Origin of the sequence: Providencia rustigianii (assembly GCF_900637755.1) — a bacterium.
GTDB classification, from domain to species: domain Bacteria; phylum Pseudomonadota; class Gammaproteobacteria; order Enterobacterales; family Enterobacteriaceae; genus Providencia; species Providencia rustigianii.
Genome location: NZ_LR134396.1, coordinates 772385 through 790679, shown reverse-complemented (window position 1 = coordinate 790679; position 18295 = coordinate 772385). Strand labels below are relative to the sequence as shown.

The window sequence follows — 18295 nt, the reverse complement described above, 5'->3', positions numbered from 1 at the left end:
AAGTTGCCACTTCTTTTTAGACCCTGCTTGCATAGCCGTAATGAAGTCATTGACTGGCAATCGAATCTCTGGTTGATTAAATTACATTCACGTAACAAATCAGCAGCAATTTTCATTTATTCAATAAAAAAATAATAGCGCACTCCCTTTATGGAGTTATTGGTCAATATTCGAGCGAAGGAATTGTTATGAAAGAGTTCATCGAGCCGGAAGTGGATGAAAGTTCTCTAGTCTCCTTGCAAAAGGTTACCGCAGAAAATTTTTCCGAAATTTGTTTACTTAGCCATACACTGAGCGAAGCCCAGCGTAGCATGGTGGCAGATAATGCCTACTCCATGGTTGAAGCCCAGTTCTCAGATTGCGCTTGGTATCGAGGCATTTATGCAGATGATGTCCCTGTTGGATTCATTATGCTGCATTCTGGTTTAGATGATGATGAACTTGAATACAATGGGATCATGCTATGGCGCTTTATGATCGCTGAGCCTTATCAAAAATTAGGTTTTGGGCGTGAAGCCTTAATTCAAGTTATCCGCTATTTAAAAAAGAAAGGTTACCCGCGCCTATATAATAGTTGTGGAGAAGGCGAAGAAAGCCCATTTGAATTTTATCAGAAGTTGGGATTTATCCCTACGGGTGGCTACATCGATGATGAGTGTGAGCTGGTGCTGGATATTGAGAACTGGCAGGATGAGTAACCGAACTATCACCTATAACAATCAGTTGTAATTTCACGACTGATAGGTAGCTTTAATATTTTAGGGTATCACTGAAATACGCTAAATAGTTTGTGCTGTCGCAAGGCGGCAAATGAGTTAGACCCTAGGAGTATACACAAGTATGTGACTAGGGCTAACGCATGAAGCCAACACCGCGACAGTGCAAAATATGACGCGTATTTGTTATTTTTGAATTAAATAACGAATTGTTGGACCATCTTGCTGAATATCCAACACTTTATAACCATAGTTTTTAGCATCCAACGGAATATTATTAATCGATTGAGGACAATCGCTGACCACCTCTAATATTTCTCCCGGCTTTAACGAAGGCATCGCTTCTAACGTCGCCACAGCAGGGTACGGGCAAGGTTCACCCACCATATCCAATCGATAATCAGGTACTATCTCTTTTTGGCTCATGCGGCCTCCATTGATGCACTCGCAAGTTTTTGATTACGTTTACGGAAGAAATGCTTTTCCCATAACAACATCAAAATAAATGCGATAGCTAATAAAACATAAGTCACGATCAAGCCACCTTGAGGTCCGAAGGTTTCCAGAAGGTTGACCTTATCAAAATCTGTCGCTAACCATGGGCCTAAATCATCCCAATAATACGCAAGGATAGTGGCACCAATGATATTACCGAAACCGACCCACCAGTAATGAACTTGGCCTTCTACTGCACGATACATCCAGCCCGTTTCACAGCCACCAGCGAGTACAATTCCGAAACCAAACAGTAAACCACCAATGATGGCGTTAGGACCTGCCCATAGGATTTTTGGTGTAGCGCCCAATTGTACATAACTGAAAATCCCAATCGCACTGACTGCCATACCGATAATAATCGCTTTCGCCATATGAGTGCGCCCGGTGATCCACAGGTCACGGAATGCCGAAGTAAAACAGATTTGTGCTCGTTCAATCAATAAGCCAAAACCGATGCCGCAAAGGATAGCAAACCCCATCACTGGAGAGTCTAGCAATGTATAGAAGCCCCATGCCATCGCGGCAGCAAAAATAGCCATTCCTAGTTTGAAGCGCTTTTTCGCTGTATTTGGATTTTGTGTCAACGGGGATGCAGTAGAGACTTTTTTCAATTTTACAGGAATACGAAACATTGGCATCAGGGTGAATTTAGCACCGAAGTATGAACCAACTGCCGTTGCCACTGCAAAAAACCATGCATGCAGAGAAAACTGAGGGATCCCAGTAAAGAATGCCGCTAAATTACATCCCATTGCTAAACGTGCACCAAAGCCAGCAATAATTCCGCCAAGAATGGCTTGGAAAATACGGATTCGATGTTGTGGCATTCTAACTTTGACATTATTTGCCCATAACGCAGCCGCGAAGCAACCCGCAAACATACCCAGAATCATTACACCATCAATTCTGTCGAGTGGACTTCCTTCAAAACCGATAATTTTGAAGTATCCCCATTCTTCAGGATGAGCACCAAATAATTGCATGATGTGCCCACCCCAGCGAGTAAACTCCCCTGTTACAGCCCAAAATGTCCCTGTTAACCCAAAATAATAAGTCGATAAAATCCCTGCTGCGATCACGGCAGGTAACGGTTTCCAAAAACCGATGAGATAGTGAGATTTAAACTCAGACCAAGTCATTGTTACTTCCAGATTTATTCAAGCCAGCACCTGGCAAAGAATTTCGCCGTTGTATGATGTGTTTTTAAAATGCCCCACAGCGAAGAGGGGCATATCATACTCTGTTCATTTTTATCGTGAAATAATAAACGTTAAATATTTTAAGAAATATTGATTTAAGCCTAGATTTTAGGCTCTTTTATCACATCAGATTTTCCTTATTTCAAATCTGATGACATCAAAATATTTTCAGTTAAGAGTATGCTGAAAACAAACAAAAAAAAGCGCTATCTATATGATAGCGCTTAGCGTTTTAGTCTTATATTATTTATAGAGGAGTATAATTTTAAATTATTTTTTATTACAGCTTTGCTATGTGTAGTCTAAAGTCAGCCCATTTGACTTCAGTAATAACATTTAAACACTCTAACAATTACACTACAGATCTAAATTCAAATTTAAGTGGTTATATTTATTTTTAATATAAAGTCTAATTAAAAATTCATTTTGACTTTATGTATTCCCTAGCATTAGTAAATTTAAAAACAAGTAATTTGGAATTTAAAAAGTATGTAAAAGTATTTCTAAATGTTATTGATTGCATTATAGCGTCATAGAAATGTTGCGCAAGTGTTTTTTTATTTTATTTAAGTCCCCCTGGGAAATTAGGGTAAAAACTAGTTATAACAGTAAGTTAATCAACTTACCTCATTATAAAGGCAACTCTTTCAATATTTATTATTTTATATTTTATTTATGCTTGAATATGATTCAATCAATAATATTTATATTAGAATACATTACAAATGAATTACCGGATTTTTTTATTTTTTCAATTAAATTAAAAGATATTAATATTTTTTATACTTATGGGAATTTATTATCATCGCGTAAAACAGGACTTATTTTAGCTTAAAATATTATTTTTTGCTTATTTTCGCATTAATCAATGACATCCGAGGAATATTCATCGTTTAACTACAAATGCATACTCTCGTTAAGAGTATGCATTTATGGTGTATCAGGCCACATCAATCCCATACAATATGAATGGTTTATTTTAGATTAACTTTACTCGCTATACGTATCTACAAGCGAAGTAAATCATCAGAATTAAATATTACAATAGCATCAATAATCTGAGAAATTTACCCCTTAAAAATTAAACCATTTAGATGTGAAACTATAAAATAAAATATTATTTTGGAGGGAATCTCATTAAATTTAGAATGAATTTCAATCAAAAAAATGCGCCTTACTTCAAAATACTTACTCCATAGCAAGCGAGTAAACATCAAAAGTAAAGCGCACCTAGAGGAATGACGACTACTTAGCTGTAGTTGCTTCCATTCCGACTAAACCAATTTTTAGATAGCCAGATTGACGTAATGCATTCATTACGTCCATCATCGTTTCATAATCGACCGTCTTATCTGCTTGGAAAAAGATTGTCGTTTCTTTGTTGGTGTTCGTTGCTTGGTCTAATGTTATTCCAAGCTGGTCTTTACTGACCGCTTGCTCACCAATAAAGAGCTGGCTATCTGATTTCACCGTCAGAAATACAGGTTTTTCTGGGCGCGGCTGAGGCTTAGCGGTTGAAGCAGGTAAATCCACTTTAATATCAACCGTAGCCAGTGGCGCCGCAACCATAAAGATAATTAGCAAGACCAACATAACATCGATAAAAGGTGTTACGTTGATTTCATGCATTTCACCGCTATCATCTTGTTCGTCACCTAAACGCATTGCCATAATCGTTACCTTGCTTTGCTGTTTGCCAGATCGAGATCACGCCCCAGTAGTAGTGCCGCTTGAGCCGCAACATCACCAACTTGACCACGATAGTTATTGATCATACGAGCAAAAATATTATAGATAACCACCGCAGGGATTGCAGCGATCAAACCAATTGCCGTCGCGAGAAGGGCTTCTGCGATCCCCGGAGCAACCACGGCCAAGTTTGTGGTTTGCGAATGTGCGATACCGATAAAGCTGTTCATAATCCCCCATACGGTTCCAAATAAACCGACAAAGGGAGAAATTGCCCCGATGGTTGCAAGGTAGCCATTACCGCGCCCCATATAACGGCTGATTGCCGCAACCGCTCTTTCTAAGCGGAAGCCGGTACGATCTTTAATACCAGAAAGATCGTTACTGTTAGCGGAAAGCATTTTTTCAGTGGTTGCTTCAGCTAATAACATACGAGTGATACTGCCTGATTTAAACCCTTCAGCAATACTCACGGCTTCATCAAGAGATTTAGCTTCTGCAATCGCCTTCGCTTCATATTTTAAACGACGACGAGCAATTAAAATTTCAGTTCCTTTGGATAGGAATAGAGCCCATGTAATCACCGATGCGAGTAACAAGCCGATCATCACCGTTTTAACCACAACATCCGCGTTTTGATACATACCCCAAACAGATAAATCTTGGTCAAAACCTCCACCATGAGCATCCGTCGTAATATCGACGTTTTCAGTCACTACTGTATTGTTGACTGTTAATTCTTGGTTGGATGTTGCAGGCGCTGATGTCGCCTCTATATTTGAAGGTGTATTAGCGGGTGTTGATGGTGTTGCTGAATTTTGAGTTGTTGCAGTTGTAGCGGGTGTGCTTGGGCTGACAGCTGGAGTTGTTTCAGCAACCGCTGTACCCATTAAGCCGATCGCCAATAGAATAGAAGCTGTTAATTTACGCATCAGTTGGCCTTTACTCTCTATATTTGTGTTGTATAAAAAAATTTATATCGATGATTGTGCCATTCATCGACTAACCATTAAAAGCGAAATTTGACTCACGCCATCCATCTCTTTCGTCAAGATGTGCAGATAATATCAAACACGGCACGAATTGATAGTAATTATCATTAGTATTCGCAATTTTTTGCAATTTCTTTGTTGTAAGCTAAATAAGCCCTTTTTTCTGTTAAGGTCATCGATGTCTTTATTATGAAGAATATTCAGGTAGTCACTTTTACACTTGCTCTTATTCGCTGAAATCATTTAACTTCAGATGATAACCTAGCTACTCCCGTGAGTATTTATTAGCAAATAAGGTTATCGGCAAAGGCAAATAAGGAAGATATCATGGCAAAAATTAGACCTGAAACGCAGTTGGTACACCTAGGAAGAAACCCTAAATATACCCAAAAAGGGGTGAATCCCATTATCCAACGCACCTCTTCCGTGATATTTGACTCCGTCGAAGATAAGAAACACGCAATCCGTCATCGTGCAAATGGTGTACTTATGTATGGTCGCCGAGGAACTCAAACCCATTTTGCCTTTCAAGAAGCGATGACTGAGCTAGAGTGTGGCGCAGGCTGCGTTCTCTATCCCTCTGGCGCCGCTGCCATCACTAATGCCATTATGTCGTTTATCTCTTCCGGAGAACATATTTTGGTGACAGGCTCTGCCTATGATCCAACCCAAAATTTTTGCGATAAGATCCTCACTAATCTCAATGTTGAGACAAGTTATTTTGATCCACTGATTGGTGAGCAAATTGCCGACCTAATTCGCCCCAATACGCGCATTGTGTTTTTAGAATCCCCAGGCTCTATCACGATGGAAGTTCATGATCTTCCCGCTATCGTCAAAGCTGTTCGCCACAAATCCCCGGATATTATTATCATGATTGACAATACTTGGGCGGCAGGTGTACTCCTAAAACCCCTACTGTTTGATGCCGATATATCCATTCAGTCCGCAACTAAATATATTAATGGGCACTCTGACGGAATGCTTGGCGTTGCTGTTGCCAATCAGCGCTGTATTGAAACTTTGCGAGAAAACTCCTATCTACTTGGGCAAACCGCAGATCCAGATACTGTTTATATGGCGGGCAGAGGTCTACACACCTTAGCCACTCGCTTAAAACAACACGAAACCAGTAGCTTAGCTATCGCAAATTGGTTAGCTGAGCACCCCGCGGTTGAACAAGTCTTTCATCCTGCACTTCCAAGCAACCCGGGGCATCAATATTTTAAACGTGACTTTACTGGAGCCAACGGGCTGTTTTCATTCCAATTAAAAAACCGGTTATCCCCCGAGCAATTTAGTCAATTTCTCGACCATTTTACTCACTTTAAAATGGGCTATTCATGGGGGGGATTTGAGTCGCTCATTTTAGGCTATCAAACCGAAGATTTAATCAGCATGCGCCAATATGATTATCAACCAAAACTTGGGTCGTTTTTCCGTGTGCATATTGGGTTGGAACATCCTCAAGATTTAATGGATGATTTGCAACGCGCGTTTGAGCGTCTTTAGGTTGTCATTTTCGCGATATATGACTGGGCAGTTAGCCTCTGCCTTTTCAATAAATCCCTGAACAAATCAAACTAGCCTAACTTTTTTCCTGTAAGATAGAGGGCATAATTCGCTTTATGCAAACACAGGAACGATTATGGAAGTCATACGCGAAATCGTACTGGCACTTTGGCAACACGATTTTATGAAGCTTTCCAACCCAGAAGTACTTTGGGTGATATACACCGTGCTTTTTGTGGTGATTGTCTTAGAAAATGGAGTGCTTCCCGCTGCTTTTTTACCCGGTGATACCCTTTTATTACTTTCTGGCGCTCTGATCGCTAAAGGTGTTCTTCATTTTATTCCCACTATATTGTTGCTCGCGACTGCGGCCAGTTTAGGATGCTGGATTGGTTTTATCCAAGGGCGCTGGCTCAGCGAAACCAAAATGGTGAAACGGTGGTTAGCGCAACTCCCCGATGAATACCACAAAAAAGCCAACGATATGTTTAATCGACAAGGTTTATACGCACTATTAATCGGGCGTTTTTTAGCTTTCGTTCGAACACTATTGCCTTTGCTTGCTGGTCTTTCTGATTTAAGCCATCGCCGTTTTCAACTATTTAACTGGTTAAGTGGGTTCTTATGGGTGGGTATTATTGTGACTTTAGGTTATGCAATTAACCAGATTCCGTTTGTGAGAAATCATGAGCAAATCGTCATCACCGCCTTAATGATTATTCCCGTCATTCTTCTCGTCAGTGGCTTGATTGGTTCGATTGTGATGTATTGGAAACACCGTAAAGTTCTCAGCGGCAGTAAGAAAGATTAATCACGACTAATCTCATAATAATTTAACAAAATAAGATAGTTGAATATGAGATAAACATTTATAGAAAGAGGGGTCATCAATGGCCCTTTTATTTTACTTTAAATTCAAGCGCCTAATCCTCCCAAGCTATTCCTATTGAAAAAATCTTCATGAGTTTATTTACCCACTCAAAAAATGAAAGCAAATGAAGAAATGTTAGTGAGTGATATTTACCTTAGATACCGTGCTATTTACGCCATTTCCTTAAAAAATATTTTACCATTAAAATCAACTAATTAATTTATTTCATTCAATTGCCATTTTATTCCTCCAATATTTAACACATCTATTTGCTCACTTTTTGTGATCTTCATTTCAATTTTAAAATCTTCGATAGCTTACTTTTTTAAGTTATGTAAAAGTATAAATAAGAAACAAACAACAAAGCGAAAGAAAACGCAAACAAAAAGAGGATGAAGCAATGACTGTTTCGCGTAGAACCTTTATCAAAGGACTAGCAGCCAGCGGTGCAGCAATATCGGTTTCTAGTCCCGTTTTAGCCAATACCGGGATGCCTTCAAATGGCATGCCTTCTCGACCAGAGAAAGCACCCAACTTATTAATTATCTTTCCCGATGAAATGCGTGCCCATGCATTACAATTTATGGGAGAAGATCCTTCGATTACCCCCAATCTGAATAAGTTTGCCAAACAAGCGAAAGTGATGACACAGATGGCTTCTAACTATCCATTGTGTTCACCTTTTCGTGGCATGTTTATGACAGGGCAATACCCTGTTCGTAATGGGATCACCGGCAATACTCATGACTATGGCGGAAAAGTCGGTATTGATTTATCTCCGTATGCAAAATGTTGGTCTGATGTCCTTCAATCCTTAGATTACAGTACTGGCTATATCGGTAAATGGCATTTAGATGCACCTTATGCCCCTTATATTGAAAGCTACAATAACCCGATGGAAGGACGGTATTGGAATGAATGGGCAGCGCCCGACCGCCGCCATGGATTCGATTTTTGGTACTCTTACGGCACATATGATTTACATATGAAACCGATGTATTGGGGCAATAATACGCCACGTGAAAAGCCGATCTATGTTGACCAGTGGGGACCAGAACACGAAGCCGATATGGCGATAAAATTCTTACGAAACGAAAATGGGCAGTTTCGTGATGAAACCAAACCATTTGCATTAGTGGTTTCCATGAATCCCCCTCACTCACCTTATGACCAAGTTCCACAAAAATACCTTGATGTTTATAAAGGAAAAACATCTAAAGAATTAAATACTCGTCCGAATGTTCAGTGGGATGCTGAATATCAAGAAGGCTATGGTCCACAATATTTTAAAGAATATCTCGCCATGGTAAATGGCGTGGATGACCAGTTTGGCCGAATAATGAATGAGCTAGAAAAACAGGGACTTGATGATAATACGCTGGTTGTTTTCTTCTCTGATCATGGCAGTTGCCTTGGTGCTAATGGGCAGCCAACTAAAAATAACCCTTACGAAGAATCCATGAGGGTTCCAATGATGTTCCGTCTTCCGGGTAAAATTAAGGCCGGTCAAGACGATGCTTTAATGTCTGCACCGGATATTTATCCAACAATCTTAGGTTTACTTGGACTAGAACAATGGATACCTGGCTCTGTAGAAGGTAGCAACTTAGCTGAACGAGTCGCAACAGGTAAAGGGGATAGCGCCAGTTCTCAGCTTTATTTGTTTATCCCATACGGTGAACCTTCCTTTGGTAAACGCGGAGTACGCACCAAAACACACACATTGGTTATTGATCGCCAAGATGGGCAACCATTGAAATATACACTTTACGATAATGTGAAAGATCCTTATCAAACGAAAAATGTTGCCGATGAAAATAAACCACTTATTGAGAAATTAATTAAAGAAGAGTTAACCCCTTGGTTAGAAAAAACCGGTGACTCTTGGAGACCAAGTGAATTTATTACTGCAACAACCAAAAAATTGAATAAGAAAATCACTGAATGTGAAGTGAAGTAATTCCATCCTTGCCATCTTATTATTGATGGCAATTCTATAAACAAAAAAAACAATTTCCCAAATAAAACAGGGAATCATTTAAATAATGCTTAAATAGCCTCTAGCTTCGGAATAAAGATAATGAAAAAATTATTAATATCTGGCACCGTTTTGTTTTTAATAGCATCTAACTACACTTATGCAAATAATTACAAAACAACCATTGAATACCGCCATCAATATTTAGATGCCTCAGGGAAAAGTGGTGACAGAATTAAAGCTTTTCTTGATACAGGGAAAAATATTGGTTTTGAATTAGATGCCCGTTATGGCAATAAAGACGGCGCATATGATGCCATGAAAATTGACGGCTCTGAATTTTCAGCATTTTATTATACCAAACTCAATTCAAATTTAGTTGGACTTGTAGGCTCCTCACTCGACTTCGATAAACAAGGTCTTGTCTATGTTCCTTATGTCCGTCTGAACTACACCTTTGACAACGGTATTCGTTTACAAGGCCGTTATAAGTGGAAAGTTTGGGATTACGGCCAAGTCGGGGAAAATGGCAGTAACTACCACTCTAAAATTCAAGAGTTCGACAGCTGGATTGGTTATAAATGGGGTAAACTGGATCTTCAGTATCAATTAGATTTAATGTGGGAAATGGCGGATAACGCACAGCCACTTTATAATAATAAGAAATTCGATTATCAACATAACGTACGTCTTCGTTATGATATAAAAACGGATGATGGTGCTTTATGGAGACCATTTGTTGAAGTTGGTAATGTGAAAGAAAGTAAGTTCTCCAGTGACCGACAAACCCGTTTCCGTGTTGGTATTCAATATACTTGGTAATATAATCAAAAATAAAATTCAATAATACAAAGAAACCCCATGATTATTATCGTGGGGTTTCTTTTTTATTTGAAAATAAAAACAAAAAAATCGGTCAATATTTTGACCGATAAGCTAAAGCAAGTGCAATGGAAAAACGATGCGTATTAATTTATATAATTACTAATCGAATAACTTAATAATTTCACTACCCGCTAATAAATAAGCTCCTGCACCATAATCCATGTTATGTTCAAATTTAACATCTCGAGGATTAAATGCCGGTAATTGAACCCAACCTAACATGCCATCTTCATGAATGCAGTTTTTTAGCGCTCCCCATGCTTTTTCAAGTATTGGCAGATAACGCGTTTTATCTAATACACCTTGGTTTATCCCCCAAGCTAATCCATAACAAAATAGCGAGGTTGCACTACTTTCAGGAGCTGGGAAGCTTTGAGGATCCAACAGGCTTGTACGCCAGAAACCATCTTCTTGTTGATATTCCACAACAGACTCGATTAGCTCAACAAATAAATCTAAGTATTGTTGGCTTCCTGCAAAATCAGCTGGTAAATGCTGCAAGATACGCGGTACGGAGGCTATCACCCAGCCAATACCTCGACTCCAAAAAACTTTTTCCCCATTGGCTTCACGTAATTCGCCCCCTTTTCCATCAGGAATATAACGATAATCCCGGTAAATCAAACCAGTTTCGGGATCTCGTAAATGCTCTACTGCATCCCAATAGGCCTGATGCATATAAGCGAGATAGCGGGGATCAGCCGTTTTTGCTGACAATGCAGCGAAAGCCGGTGGTGCCATAAAAAGGGCATCACACCACCACCAGTCCTCTCGACCTAATTTCGGTTCATCCAACATCAAATCAAATGCTTTTATTGTCGGTTCAAGAACTTCCGGTTGAGAAAACTGCGAGCTGACGGCTAAATAGGCTTGTGTACACACATGATCATCGGCAAAACGGGGATTTGGCCCCGTGCGAAATCCGGTATGTAACGTATATTCCAACACCCCATCAAGATACTCACTGTCTTGAGTTGCTTGCCAAGCGGCAGCAACACACGACCACAGAACACCGCGTTCCCAATCTGTATCTTTGATAAAGCGTGTTTTACCACTGCGGCGAACCACACTACGAACCTGATGCTTTGATTGAAAACGATAAACACGTTTCATATCCTGCAAAACAACATCACGCTGTAATGACTGAAATGATAATACCTGTTCCATTTGGATCCTCCTGATGGACTAGCGAGCGAGCCACCCACCATCAACGGCAATCGTATATCCATTGATATAATCGCTGGCACTGGAAGCAAGGAAAATTGCAGGCCCCGCTAAGTCAGATGGCAGCCCCCAACGTCCAGCGGGAATACGCTCTAAAATCGCTGCATTACGCTCAGCATCAGCTCTTAGTGCTGCGGTATTATCTGTGGCCATATAACCCGGAGCGAGGGCATTCACATTAATATTATATTGAGAAAGCTCCGTCGCTAATGCGCGAGTTAACCCCATAACCGCAGATTTACTGGCAGTGTAAGAAGGCACTCGGATGCCGCCTTGGAATGACAACATTGAAGCAATATTGATAATTTTTCCGCCATTACCTTGCTTCACAAACTGACGAGCAACACGCTGGGATAAGAAAAAGAGCGTTTTTTGGTTAATGTTAATGACATCATCCCAATCTTTTTCACTAAATTCTAATAAGTCTTCACGACGAATAATCCCCGCATTATTCACCAGAATATCAACGTGCCCCATGGCAGATACCGCATCGTCCACGAGGTCTTGTAACTTATCTTGCTCCATTAAATTCATGACGACATAATGGAATTTGCGTCCCAACTTTTCGACTTCGGCACGTGTTTCTGGTGCATCTTGTATTCCAACACCAACAATATCCGCCCCAGCTTGAGCTAATCCAATCGCCATACCTTGACCTAGACCTGTATTACATCCAGTGACAATGGCTACTTTTCCTGTTAAATCAAATAAATTCATGGCATGCCTCTCTTACGGTGCCGCCAATTCAGCAACACCGTTTTGTTAGATAAGAAAATAAAAAGGAGTAATCGGGCGTTATTTCAAATCTGTCATTGCGACATGATCCATATCGTGGAATACCTGATTTTCACCCACCATTCCCCAGATAAATGTATAAGCCGCAGTACCGACACCTGAATGAATTGACCAACTCGGGCTAATCACCGCTTGCTCATTACGCACCACAATATGACGAGTTTCGGTTGGTTCACCCATATAATGGAAAACCACGTTGTCATCTTTCATATCAAAATACAGATAAACTTCCATGCGGCGCTCATGGGTGTGGCATGGCATGGTATTCCACAGGCTCCCTGGCTCTAACACGGTCATTCCCATAGATAACTGACATGTTGGTAGAATCGATGGATGTAAGAATTTATAAATTGTCCGTACGTTACAGTTCTCAACCTTACCCAGTTTTTCCGGTGATGCTTGGTCAATGGTAATTTTGCGACTTGGGTAGGTATGATGGGCCGGGGCGCAGTTTATATAAAAACGTGCAGGATGATTGGCATCCGCACTGCTGAATTCTACTTCACGCGCGCCCATGCCAATGTAAAGTGCTTCACGAGGCGCAATTTCAAATGTTTCCCCATCAACAACCACTTTACCTGCACCGCCAATATTGATGGCACCCAGTTCACGACGTTCTAAGAAAAAATCAACGCCTAATGCTTTCCCTGCCATCAGTGCCAATGGCTTATGTGTTGGAACAATACCGCCTACGATAATGCGGTCAATATGACTATAAGTGAGATTCATTTCCCCTTCACAAAACAATCCTTCGATTAAGAATTGTTTACGTAATCCAGCAGTATCCAGCGTTTTAGCGTGCTCACTGTGAATTGGTTGACGAATTTCCATTATAAATACCTCATAATTTACAGGGGGAGTACCAAACTCACGAGTTGGCTTTCCCATTAACAGAGTGAACGTGTTCACCTCTGATGAATGTGTCAGTTAAATAAAAGTTGTCATCGACAACCGCAAAACTTGCAACGGCTCCCTCGCGGATATAGCCATATTGCTGACCAATGCCGAGATACTCCGCAGGCACCGCCGTCGCCATTTGTACCGCTTCCCATTCAGGAACTTGAGCGAGTTTCACCATATTGCGCAGTGCCGCATCCAAGCTACAGGTGCTACCGGCTAAAGAACCGTCTGCGGTTCTGGCTTGCCCTTGAGTCACCTGAACCATTTGAGCGCCCAAGGCATACTCGCCATCCGGTAATCCCCCAGCACGCATACAATCAGTAATTAAAGCAACTTGCTGATAACCTTTCATGCGATATGCCAAGTTCATCATGACCGGATGAACATGAATGCCATCCGCTATCAATTCGGCGAGTACATCGTGATAGAGCACTGCACCACAGCAACCCGGTTCGCGGTGATGTAATCCCGTCATACCGTTATAAAGATGCACGCCACAATCAGCGCCGTGAGAAAATGCCTCGCTAGTTTGGGCAAAATCCGCTGCGGTATGGGCAACACTGGTTTTGATATTTTGTTGAACTAGCCAATCAATAGCATCAATAGCGCCATCAGCTTCAGGTGCCACCGCGACCCGTAATAACGAACCACCAGCCCACTCTTGCAAAGATTTAAGTTCGCTGACGGTCGGAGCCTTGAGGTATTTCACTGGATGAGAACCTCGATGACGTTCAGTGAAATAAGGGCCTTCAAGAAAGCTTCCTAACAGTTGTGCACCTGATGTTTGCTGATGAGCCATAAATTGACGAACTTGGATTAACGCGTGTTTAATATCGTCCATGGGTGCCGTAACCGTGGTTCCTACCCATGCCGCAACCCCCGTCTTGACCAAATCATCCGCAATAATTTGCAATCCCTCTAAGCTTGCATCCATCACATCAGAGCCTGCTCGACCATGAATATGAATGTCGACAAATCCTGGAAGCAATGAACGCCCTTTTAAATGCACGATGGGACAATTTTCTGGAGCAATACCCGTAATTTGTTGCACGGTCCCATTGCTAACGCAGACATATTGGTGCTGCTGTATACCCTCTGGCGTAAAAATTCGATCCGCTAAAATTGCGTATTGCTGGCTCATAATCCGTCTTCTTCATCTTCAAATTCAGATAATGTTGACAGTTGCTCACGCAAGTCTTGGATACTGCTAACCCCAATTTCACGTAAGATGGAAATCAGCTCTTTTGCAGTGACGCCTTCTCGCTCAAACGCCGCATTCACAATCATGGGGAGGCTGACACCGGAGAGAACTTCAACTGAAGGATTTTCCATCATGATCGCCATGGCGCGATTACAGGGTGTTCCACCCGGAAGATCCGTAAGAAATACAACTTGCTCACAAGGCATAGCTTGCATCGCACAGCGCATCTGCTGTTCCAGCTCATCAGGGGATATCGTCTCGATAAAATCGAGAAACACCATATTCTCTTGTTCACCCGCAATAGCTCTGACCGCCGACGCCATTCCACTTGCAAAATTTAAGTGCCCAGAAACAACCAAACCGATCATTATTTACTCCTAAGCGGGTAAGTTTCTACCCGCTAAAATTCAATTTAATTCAGATAATTACAGCACACCCAGTACATGACCAATAACGCCGAAGGCCAATGTTGAGAAAATCAGAACTGGTGGTTTAGCCCAGAAACCTGTGCCTTTCACCATTTTGAACATGAGGAATACCAAACCTAACGGTAATAAATTCGGCATGATTTTATCGAATAGCGCGGTTTGCAATTCCACCACTTTCCCGCCCAGCTCTAAGGAGGCGGTGGTTTGCACTTTGACAAAGGTGGCGGAAAGCGCCCCAATCACAAAGATCCCCATAATGTTGGCGGCTTTGGCTAATTTCTCAGTGGCATCACTCATGTTCACCATCGCCGCAGTTCCTGCGCGATATCCCATAAACATCAACCCGAAATAGACAATAAAGTGAACAATCTGGTAGAGGAAGAAGAAGACAAATGGGCCTGCAATCGAGCCATCCATCGCAATAGATGCACCTAACGCGAGGGTTAACGGCATCAATGTCATATGGTCAATAGCATCACCGATACCACCAGTAGGTCCCATTCCCGCCACTTTCATGACGTTTACGGTTGATGGCTTCTCTTTGTTTTCTTCCATGGCAACCGCGGTGCCAAGTAAGAAAGTAAATAATTTTGGACTCGCATTGAAAAATTGCAGATGGTTTTTCAATGCCGTGGCATAGTCACGTTTGTTATTACCATGAATTTTTTTCAGTGCAGGAATAATGGAGAAAGCAAAACCGCCACCTTGCATACGTTCAAAGTTAAAGTTCCCTTCCATAAATAATCCACGGAATGCACAGCGCCATAAGTCCTTTTTGGTAATGACTTTCCGTACGGTTGTATCTTGATATTCATCGATACCATCAACGTAAGATTGAGCAGGTAAGTTTTTCGTTTCTACCACGGCTTTATTATCAGATACCATCTTCAAAATCCTCGCTTGGCTGTGAATTATTTTTGTTACCATTTCCACTGAAAAAGTAGTAAAGCGCTGCGGCAGATGCACCGAGAATAGCCACGGCCATGATTGGTAGTTTCAAGTAGGTTGTCATCACGAAACCAACGAAGAACACCCCAGCCACTTCTTTCGACCACATGATTTTTAATAGCATTGCAAAACCAATCGCAGGCACCATTTTCGCGCCAATACCTAAGCCTTCGAGCAATACTTTTGGTGTATTTTGATCAATCCATTCCGCAGCATGTTCGCCGAAATACACCGTGACGAAAGCCACAATGGCGTAAAGTAATGAACGTATCGTTATTGTGACGACTAAAAGCCTTGATATTCCCCCAGCATCTGCGTTTTCTGCATAACGATCAGCTTTACCCATGGTAAATGCAGTCATCGCGAAGAAACCAATAATCAACATTTGCATTAATACGGCGATGGGCATCCCAATCCCCATGGCAACTTCAGGGGGCTGTTTAGTCATTACTGCAAAAGCAACCGCAGCGATGGTACCTAATGTCACATCCGGTGGCTGAGCTCCCGCATTCGGTACTAATCCCAGCCAGGCCAGCTCAAGAGTTGCACCTGCGATTAACCCGATTTGCATATCCCCCATAATCAAACCCACAACAGGTCCGGTAATCAGAGGGCGGTGAATGTTTAATGCAACGTCATACTTATCAATACCGCAAAAGAAGGCCCATAAAGCCACTAACGAAGCTTCAAAGATCATAATAATTTTCCTTAAACGCCTAAGAATTAAGTTTTTTTCTCAATCCGACTTATGCGGATGCGAGAGCTAAAACATTCACGGGTGTTTGGTCGGGAGTATTTTGAATGGTGCAAGTCACGCCTTTATCAACTAGGCGGCGAAATGCATCTAAGTCACGCTCATCCACTGACACTGTTTTAGTGATTTGGCGCTTCCCTTCATGGAAATGCATATTGCCAACATTACAGTGAGTGATAGGCACTCCGCCTTCCACCAGACGGGCGACATCGGTCGGATTATTACAAAGAACGAAGATTTTTTGACGTGGTGATGCCTTGCTAATGACATCAATTGTCTTCTGAATAGAGAAAAAACGAACAGCATATTCTCCACCCGCAGACGCTTTCATTCCTGCTTGCATGAAGGCGGCATTAGGTCCTTCCGCAGCATCATCATTTGCAACAAGAATTAAATTTGCTTCAGTGTGTTTACCCCAAGTAATACGGATTTGCCCATGTAATAAGCGCTCATCGATTCGGGTCCAAACAATATTAGGTGTGTGCATAACTTGCTCTCTTATAATTTATTGTGTTTATCTTTAAGATGCGTTGACGCTATCTTTTTGATATGAGAACGGGTAAATAGTGACACCTTGAACAACACGATTAATCTCTCCTGTTGGAGATGGGTTGTCCGGTGTATTCCCCAGTGCAATCGAACTATGGAATGCAAATGCCTGTGCTAACATCAGATATGGAAAAAGTAATGCTGCATCAGAGCATTGCTCCATTTTTGGAATATAAATAAAATTTTCTTTTGAAAAAGAATTAGATGGAGATGCAGTGACCCCGATCACCATAGCTGATGCATTATCGTGAATTACCTCTCGTAATAAGTCAGTTTCGTACTGTCTGATATATTGATCATTCGAAAGGAACAGCACGACCAACGTTTCTTTATTAACGATAGACTTAGGTCCATGTCGAAAACCTAATGGTGTATCATAATTAGCCACGACTTTACCGGCCGTTAACTCCAACATTTTCAGAGCGGCTTCCTGCGCTAGCCCTTGTAAACCGCCACTACCTAAATAAATGACGCGTTTGAATTTCCCTGCATAATCATGACGAATTGTGCGGTTAAATTGCTGGTAGGTTTGGTGATAATCTTTAAAAAATGGTTTAACTTCATCGCAATAAAAAGTATCAGGTAGAAAAATAGACAATGCCGCCATCATCATTGACGAAAAACTGGAGGTCATTGCTAAAGAGCGATCATTTGACTCTTCCGGCATTAGCAGTGCCAAGGCGTGAGCATTATTTTGACAATAGCGATATAACTGGCCATCACTGTTACACGTTAAAACCAAATGATAGATTTTAGATAGACATTTCTCAGCAACATCCAGTGCAGCAACACTTTCAGGGCTATTCCCAGAACGCGCGAAAGAGATCAATAAAGTAGGTACATCTTCGGCTAAATATTCTTTGGGATCAGAAACTAAATCAGTGGTCGCTATCGCATCGACTCGGCGTTTTAAATGCCCGGTTAATATTGGTGCAAGAGCACGTCCTGCAAAAGCAGAGGTTCCTGCACCAGTCATGATAATTCGAGATTCTGGCGCTGCTAAAACATGCGCTAAAAAACCATCAATTTCTGTGCGACGCGCTTTTACTGCTGCGCTCACTTTTTCCCAGCACTCAGGCTGTTGTTCAATTTCTTTTGCTGTCCAGAACGCATTCAGTTGTTCCAGTTCAGCCGTTTGATAACTTAAATATTCCAT

18 protein-coding genes are annotated in these 18295 nt (G+C 41.4%); 5 read left to right on the top strand and 13 right to left on the bottom strand.

All coding sequences use genetic code 11. The features are described from left to right. Positions 1-188 precede the first annotated feature (188 nt). Entirely contained in the window at positions 189-698 is a 510-nt protein-coding gene (locus EL244_RS03545) for a GNAT family N-acetyltransferase (RefSeq protein ID WP_006815801.1), read from the top strand. Between the two features lie 204 nt (positions 699-902). Here the strand turns inward: EL244_RS03545 and yedF are convergent, their stop codons facing one another. The 4 genes from yedF to exbB form a co-directional block, all read right to left on the bottom strand. Continuing rightward, positions 903-1142, bottom strand: a complete 240-nt coding sequence (gene yedF, locus EL244_RS03540) for a sulfurtransferase-like selenium metabolism protein YedF (RefSeq protein ID WP_006815802.1) — start codon at positions 1140-1142, stop codon at positions 903-905. Next, positions 1139-2353, bottom strand: coding sequence for a selenium metabolism membrane protein YedE/FdhT (gene yedE / locus EL244_RS03535; RefSeq protein ID WP_006815803.1), 1215 nt, complete (start codon positions 2351-2353; stop codon positions 1139-1141). Before yedE ends, yedF begins: the two co-directional genes overlap by 4 nt. A 1305-nt stretch (positions 2354-3658) precedes the next feature. Next, positions 3659-4084 carry a TonB system transport protein ExbD gene (gene exbD / locus EL244_RS03530; RefSeq protein WP_006815805.1) on the bottom strand — a complete coding sequence of 142 codons (426 nt, stop codon included), beginning with the start codon at positions 4082-4084 and terminating at the stop codon, positions 3659-3661. A gap of 5 nt (positions 4085-4089) precedes the next feature. Then, the gene (gene exbB, locus EL244_RS03525; protein ID WP_126458795.1) at positions 4090-5034 is read right to left on the bottom strand and encodes a tonB-system energizer ExbB; all 945 of its coding nucleotides are present in this window, start codon (positions 5032-5034) and stop codon (positions 4090-4092) included. Positions 5035-5421: 387 nt separating this feature from the next. Between exbB and metC the strand changes: the two genes are divergently transcribed. The 4 genes from metC (at position 5422) to EL244_RS03505 (ending at position 10277) form a co-directional block, all read left to right on the top strand. Beyond that, positions 5422-6606 carry a cystathionine beta-lyase gene (metC, locus tag EL244_RS03520; protein ID WP_126458792.1) on the top strand — a complete coding sequence of 395 codons (1185 nt, stop codon included), beginning with the start codon at positions 5422-5424 and terminating at the stop codon, positions 6604-6606. Between the two features lie 136 nt (positions 6607-6742). After that, positions 6743-7417: a DedA family protein gene (locus EL244_RS03515; protein WP_006815809.1), complete on the top strand. Its 675-nt coding sequence runs from the start codon at positions 6743-6745 to the stop codon at positions 7415-7417. 460 nt (positions 7418-7877) lie between these two features. Further along, the gene (locus EL244_RS03510) at positions 7878-9437 is read left to right on the top strand and encodes a sulfatase-like hydrolase/transferase (protein WP_006815811.1); all 1560 of its coding nucleotides are present in this window, start codon (positions 7878-7880) and stop codon (positions 9435-9437) included. A 120-nt stretch (positions 9438-9557) separates the two neighbouring features. Further along, positions 9558-10277, top strand: a complete 720-nt coding sequence (locus tag EL244_RS03505; protein WP_126458789.1) for an oligogalacturonate-specific porin KdgM family protein — start codon at positions 9558-9560, stop codon at positions 10275-10277. 162 nt (positions 10278-10439) lie between these two features. On the opposite strand, the gene EL244_RS03500 is transcribed toward EL244_RS03505, so the two are convergent. The 9 genes from EL244_RS03500 to EL244_RS03460 form a co-directional block, all read right to left on the bottom strand. After that, the gene (locus EL244_RS03500; RefSeq protein ID WP_126458786.1) at positions 10440-11507 is read right to left on the bottom strand and encodes a glycoside hydrolase family 88/105 protein; all 1068 of its coding nucleotides are present in this window, start codon (positions 11505-11507) and stop codon (positions 10440-10442) included. An 18-nt stretch (positions 11508-11525) separates the two neighbouring features. Next, entirely contained in the window at positions 11526-12281 is a 756-nt protein-coding gene (gene kduD / locus EL244_RS03495) for a 2-dehydro-3-deoxy-D-gluconate 5-dehydrogenase KduD (RefSeq protein ID WP_115163983.1), read from the bottom strand. Positions 12282-12359: 78 nt separating this feature from the next. Then, positions 12360-13190, bottom strand: coding sequence for a 5-dehydro-4-deoxy-D-glucuronate isomerase (gene kduI, locus EL244_RS03490; protein WP_126458784.1), 831 nt, complete (start codon positions 13188-13190; stop codon positions 12360-12362). Positions 13191-13227: 37 nt separating this feature from the next. Continuing rightward, complete coding sequence (nagA, locus tag EL244_RS03485) at positions 13228-14400, bottom strand: N-acetylglucosamine-6-phosphate deacetylase (RefSeq protein WP_126458782.1); 1173 nt, start codon at positions 14398-14400, stop codon at positions 13228-13230. Further along, a complete protein-coding gene (agaF, locus tag EL244_RS03480; RefSeq protein WP_112836187.1) occupies positions 14397-14828 on the bottom strand; it encodes a PTS galactosamine/N-acetylgalactosamine transporter subunit IIA in 432 nt (143 codons plus the stop codon). Before agaF ends, nagA begins: the two co-directional genes overlap by 4 nt. Positions 14829-14885: 57 nt before the next feature. Then, positions 14886-15773 (bottom strand): PTS system mannose/fructose/sorbose family transporter subunit IID, encoded by an 888-nt coding sequence (locus EL244_RS03475; protein ID WP_126458779.1) that lies wholly within the window; start codon positions 15771-15773, stop codon positions 14886-14888. After that, on the bottom strand, positions 15763-16533 hold the full coding sequence (gene agaW / locus EL244_RS03470; RefSeq protein ID WP_006815819.1) for a PTS N-acetylgalactosamine transporter subunit IIC: 771 nt from the start codon (positions 16531-16533) through the stop codon (positions 15763-15765). The genes EL244_RS03475 and agaW overlap by 11 nt, the downstream gene beginning before the upstream one ends. A gap of 49 nt (positions 16534-16582) precedes the next feature. Then, on the bottom strand, positions 16583-17077 hold the full coding sequence (gene agaV / locus EL244_RS03465; protein ID WP_006815820.1) for a PTS N-acetylgalactosamine transporter subunit IIB: 495 nt from the start codon (positions 17075-17077) through the stop codon (positions 16583-16585). 33 nt (positions 17078-17110) lie between these two features. Beyond that, complete coding sequence (locus EL244_RS03460) at positions 17111-18295, bottom strand: SIS domain-containing protein (RefSeq protein ID WP_126458776.1); 1185 nt, start codon at positions 18293-18295, stop codon at positions 17111-17113.

Excerpts from the sequence above, each read along its gene's own strand:
- nagA (WP_126458782.1), bottom strand. The coding sequence starts at position 14,400 with ATGAGCCAGCAATACGCAATTTTAGCGGATCGAATTTTTACGCCAGAG.
- EL244_RS03505 (WP_126458789.1), top strand. The coding sequence starts at position 9,558 with ATGAAAAAATTATTAATATCTGGCACCGTTTTGTTTTTAATAGCATCT.
- exbB (WP_126458795.1), bottom strand. The coding sequence starts at position 5,034 with ATGCGTAAATTAACAGCTTCTATTCTATTGGCGATCGGCTTAATGGGT.
- agaW (WP_006815819.1), bottom strand. The coding sequence starts at position 16,533 with ATGATCTTTGAAGCTTCGTTAGTGGCTTTATGGGCCTTCTTTTGCGGT.
- EL244_RS03475 (WP_126458779.1), bottom strand. The coding sequence starts at position 15,773 with ATGGTATCTGATAATAAAGCCGTGGTAGAAACGAAAAACTTACCTGCT.
- agaV (WP_006815820.1), bottom strand. The coding sequence starts at position 17,077 with ATGCACACACCTAATATTGTTTGGACCCGAATCGATGAGCGCTTATTA.
- yedE (WP_006815803.1), bottom strand. The coding sequence starts at position 2,353 with ATGACTTGGTCTGAGTTTAAATCTCACTATCTCATCGGTTTTTGGAAA.
- agaF (WP_112836187.1), bottom strand. The coding sequence starts at position 14,828 with ATGATCGGTTTGGTTGTTTCTGGGCACTTAAATTTTGCAAGTGGAATG.
- EL244_RS03515 (WP_006815809.1), top strand. The coding sequence starts at position 6,743 with ATGGAAGTCATACGCGAAATCGTACTGGCACTTTGGCAACACGATTTT.
- exbD (WP_006815805.1), bottom strand. The coding sequence starts at position 4,084 with ATGGCAATGCGTTTAGGTGACGAACAAGATGATAGCGGTGAAATGCAT.
- EL244_RS03460 (WP_126458776.1), bottom strand. The coding sequence starts at position 18,295 with ATGGAATATTTAAGTTATCAAACGGCTGAACTGGAACAACTGAATGCG.
- metC (WP_126458792.1), top strand. The coding sequence starts at position 5,422 with ATGGCAAAAATTAGACCTGAAACGCAGTTGGTACACCTAGGAAGAAAC.
- EL244_RS03510 (WP_006815811.1), top strand. The coding sequence starts at position 7,878 with ATGACTGTTTCGCGTAGAACCTTTATCAAAGGACTAGCAGCCAGCGGT.
- EL244_RS03500 (WP_126458786.1), bottom strand. The coding sequence starts at position 11,507 with ATGGAACAGGTATTATCATTTCAGTCATTACAGCGTGATGTTGTTTTG.
- yedF (WP_006815802.1), bottom strand. The coding sequence starts at position 1,142 with ATGAGCCAAAAAGAGATAGTACCTGATTATCGATTGGATATGGTGGGT.
- EL244_RS03545 (WP_006815801.1), top strand. The coding sequence starts at position 189 with ATGAAAGAGTTCATCGAGCCGGAAGTGGATGAAAGTTCTCTAGTCTCC.
- kduI (WP_126458784.1), bottom strand. The coding sequence starts at position 13,190 with ATGGAAATTCGTCAACCAATTCACAGTGAGCACGCTAAAACGCTGGAT.
- kduD (WP_115163983.1), bottom strand. The coding sequence starts at position 12,281 with ATGAATTTATTTGATTTAACAGGAAAAGTAGCCATTGTCACTGGATGT.